Below are 251 nucleotides of genomic sequence, written 5' to 3'. Positions count from 1 at the left end.
CGAGCAGCATATTGAAAATACGTATTTTAGTGAGGCTGTATATAAAGCCATGGCTACTCTTTCTGTAGAAGAACGTACGCTTCTTTTGCTGCGCGGGGTTGAGGAAAAGACTTACGACGAAATCGCTTTGATTATGAACAAAAACGGGGCGAGCCTACGCAAGCAATTCGAACGTACGGCCGCCAAGTTCCGTACCGCTTATTCCCCGTCTGAGAAGGGAGGGGTGACGCTTGAAGAGACCAAACGAGTCG

General features: G+C 48.6%; 1 protein-coding gene. It reads left to right on the top strand.

Annotated features, from left to right (window positions below; all coding sequences use genetic code 11):
• A partial coding sequence (locus tag SB773_RS33540; protein ID WP_410594776.1) for an RNA polymerase sigma factor occupies positions 1–251 on the top strand: 251 nt, incomplete at both ends.

The sequence above is a fragment of the Bacillus sp. SIMBA_074 genome (genome assembly GCF_046534555.1).
Lineage (GTDB): Bacteria > Bacillota > Bacilli > Bacillales > Bacillaceae_G > Bacillus_A > Bacillus_A mycoides.
This window is presented reverse-complemented; position numbering and strand designations above follow the sequence as displayed.